Origin of the sequence: Endozoicomonas sp. ONNA2 (assembly GCF_024606365.1) — a bacterium.
Classification (GTDB): domain Bacteria; phylum Pseudomonadota; class Gammaproteobacteria; order Pseudomonadales; family Endozoicomonadaceae; genus Endozoicomonas.
Window position 1 is genome coordinate 1 of the sequence record NZ_JAHHPO010000971.1, and the last position, 3364, is coordinate 3364.

Here is a 3364-nt window from a genome sequence, read left to right on the forward strand (position 1 = left end):
ACAGAAGACCTGCTCCCGGTGATTTCATTCAATGCCAAAGGCAGTCAGGAAGATCAGCGCAAGCACAATGAGTTTGTCAAGCGCATGGTAGAAAGAGGGTATACCGAGAAGCAGGTCAGGTTGCTGGCTGAATGGTATATTCGGGTGCGCAAGTCGCAGTAATTTGGTAGAGAGGCAGGGTGAACGGATGCTCGCCCTGACAGCCCTCTGCCCTGTTTGTCATAAAGGGCACACAAGGAGCGTGTTGATGAGTATTATTATCGATCGGCGGTTGAATGGAAAAAACAAAAGTACCGTCAATCGCCAGCGGTTTCTTGAGCGATATAAGAAGCATATCAAAAAAGCAGTGTCCGATGCTGTGAATAAACGCTCCATTACCGATGTGGTTTCTGGCAGCGAAGTGACCATTCCCCGAAAGGATCTGTCTGAGCCGGTATTCCGTCACGGTCGGGGCGGGCGTTATAAGCAGGTTCATCCGGGTAACAAGGAGTTTGTCAGTGGTGACCGTATCAAGCGCCCATCGGGCGGCGGTGGCCCCGGAAGCGGCAAGGGCAAGGCTGGCAACAGCGGCGAAGGGATGGATGAGTTCAGCTTCCAGATCAATCATGATGAGTTTCTGGAGCATATGTTTGATAACCTTGAGCTGCCAAATCTGGTCCGCAAACAGCTTGAGGATATGACGGAGTTCAAGATTCGACAGGCCGGGTATACCACCGCAGGCTCTCCGGATCGCCTGAACGTCGTGCGCTCCCTGCGTTCAGCCCATGCCCGGCGGATTGCCTTATCCGGTGGCGACCGTCGGGAAATACGGGCACTGAAAAAAGAGCTGCGGGAAATGGAAGTCAGTCCGGAGGAAACGGACCAGCAACGAGTTTCTGCACTAAGAGAACGGATAAAAGAGCTGAATGCCAGGCTGAAAAAACTGCCCTTCATTGATGACTTTGACCTGAAATACAACAACATGGTCAAAGTGCCTTCGCCGAGTAATAAGGCCGTTATGTTTTGTGTGATGGATGTGTCCGGATCCATGACCCAGGACATCAAAGATATGGCCAAGCGCTTCTTTATTCTGCTCTATCTGTTTTTGCAGCGTAATTATAAAGAGATTGAAGTAGTCTTTATCCGTCACCACACTGCCGCCAAGGAGGTGGATGAGGATGACTTTTTCTATTCCAGGGAAACCGGGGGAACCATTGTTTCCAGCGCCCTGGAAATGACCCGCGATGTGATCAATAAGCGTTACAGCCCGGCAGACTGGAATATTTATGTGGCCCAGGCATCGGATGGTGATAACTGGGAAGGGGATTCCAGCGTTTGCACCAAAATTCTGACCGAGCAGATTATGCAGAAGGTGCAGTATTACTGTTATGTGGAAATCACCGACCGTGCTCACCAGAATTTATGGCGTGAATACCAGAGGGTAGCGGAGAAGTTTAAAGATCACTTTGCCATGCAGCAGATTAAATCACCTGGTGATATCTATCCGGTTTTCCGTAAACTGTTTGAAAAAAAGGAAAATGCATGAGCAGCCAGTTGATTTCCAGTGAGCAGGAGTGGACATTTGAGCTGATTCAGGCATACGACAGGGAACTGGCCCGTCTTGCTGATCGCTTCCGCCTTGAAACCTACCCGAATCAAATTGAGATTATCAGCTCTGAGCAGATGATGGATGCTTATGCCTCAACGGGCATGCCATTAATGTATAACCACTGGAGTTTTGGTAAACACTTCCTGCATACTCAGCAAAACTACCAACGGGGCAGAATGGGGCTGGCCTATGAAATTGTAATCAACTCAAATCCCTGCATCGCCTATTTAATGGAAGAGAATACCATGACCATGCAGGCATTGGTGTTAGCCCATGCAAGCTATGGCCATAACTCATTCTTTAAAGGGAACTATCTGTTTCAAACCTGGACCGATGCCGAGTCCATTATTGACTACCTGTTATTTGCCAAAAATTATATTGCCAAGTGTGAAGAGAAGTATGGCATTGAGGCGGTGGAGGAGATGCTCGACGCCTGTCATGCATTAATGAATCAGGGGGTCAATCGCTATAAACGGCCAAGGCCCTTGTCGCCTGAGCAGGAACAGGCCCGCCAGGAAGAGAGAGCGGAGTATATCCAGAGGACACTAAACGATATCTGGACCACTATTCCAAAGGTTGATAAAGAAGAGCAGGAACAGGAAGAGCGCTTTCCTGAACACCCGGAAGAAAACCTGCTCTATTTTCTGGAAAAGAATGCACCGCTACTGGAAACCTGGCAGCGGGAGCTCTTGCGAATAGCCAGAAAAATTGCCCAATACTACTACCCCCAGAAGCAGACTCAGGTGATGAATGAGGGGTGGGCCTGTTTCTGGCATTATCACCTTCTTCATGAACTGTACAACGAGGGTAAGGTTTCCGATGGTTTTATGCTGGAGTTTCTTCATTCCCATTCCAGCGTTATCTACCAGCCACCTTTTGATAGCCCGCAGTACAATGGCATCAACCCATACACCCTGGGCTTCAGTATGTTTATGGATATTCGTCGTATATGTGAAAATCCTACCGATGAAGACCGGGAGTGGTTTCCAGATATTGCCGGCAGTGACTGGCTGGATACCGTTCACTTTGCCATGAAAAATTTCAAGGATGAAAGCTTTATCCTGCAGTTTCTTTCGCCCAGGGTTATGAGGGATTTACGACTGTTTTCAATTCTGGATGATGAGTCACGAACCCATCTTGAGGTGGACAGTATTCACGATGAAACAGGCTATAAAGCCATACGTGAGTCACTGGCAGCCCAGTATAACCTGGGTAATCGGGAACCGAACATTCAGGTTTATAATGTCAATACCCGCAGTGACCGAATGCTGACGCTCCGTCACTATCAGCATCAGGGTCGACCATTAGGCAAAGAAACCGATGAATTGTTGAAGCATATACACAAGATCTGGCAGTTTGATGTAGAGATCGAGTCGTTCGAAAATGGTATGGTCACTCAACGCTGGCAGTGCAGTGAGAATAAGAAGCGAAAATAAACGTCGATTGGTAGTCGATTTTGTTATGGTAGACCTTAAGCATCTATCCGTTTAAGTAGCTATTGCCCTGAGTTTTAACCACAAATGCCCATGGCGCGTGAAACTATTTTGCGCCCCTCAGGGATGAAAAAAGGTTAAGCAAAATATTTTTCACGGCAAAGAGGGCCATAAAGGAAAAGAAAAGCTCTTCTTCGTGTTCTTGGTGCCTTTGTGGTTTGTGCCTTTGTGGTTCCAATTTATTCCTTTTGATCAAAAAAAACCTGCCTCATTCAGGATTAATAACCTGACAGTTTCTTATTATCCGTACTGCACATTATTTTTAAAATTTATATAATGGTAC

General features: G+C 47.3%; 3 protein-coding genes. All 3 read left to right on the forward strand.

Annotated features, from left to right (window positions below; all coding sequences use genetic code 11):
• The coding region (locus KDK14_RS17165) for a hypothetical protein (RefSeq protein ID WP_257266410.1) at window positions 1-162 on the forward strand (162 nt) is incomplete at its 5' end.
• A gap of 85 nt (window positions 163-247) precedes the next feature.
• On the forward strand, window positions 248-1525 hold the full coding sequence (locus KDK14_RS17170) for a YeaH/YhbH family protein (protein WP_257266408.1): 1278 nt from the start codon (window positions 248-250) through the stop codon (window positions 1523-1525).
• Window positions 1522-3024, forward strand: coding sequence for a SpoVR family protein (locus KDK14_RS17175; protein ID WP_257266409.1), 1503 nt, complete (start codon window positions 1522-1524; stop codon window positions 3022-3024). The genes KDK14_RS17170 and KDK14_RS17175 overlap by 4 nt, the downstream gene beginning before the upstream one ends.
• The last annotated feature ends 340 nt before the right edge of the window (window positions 3025-3364 follow it).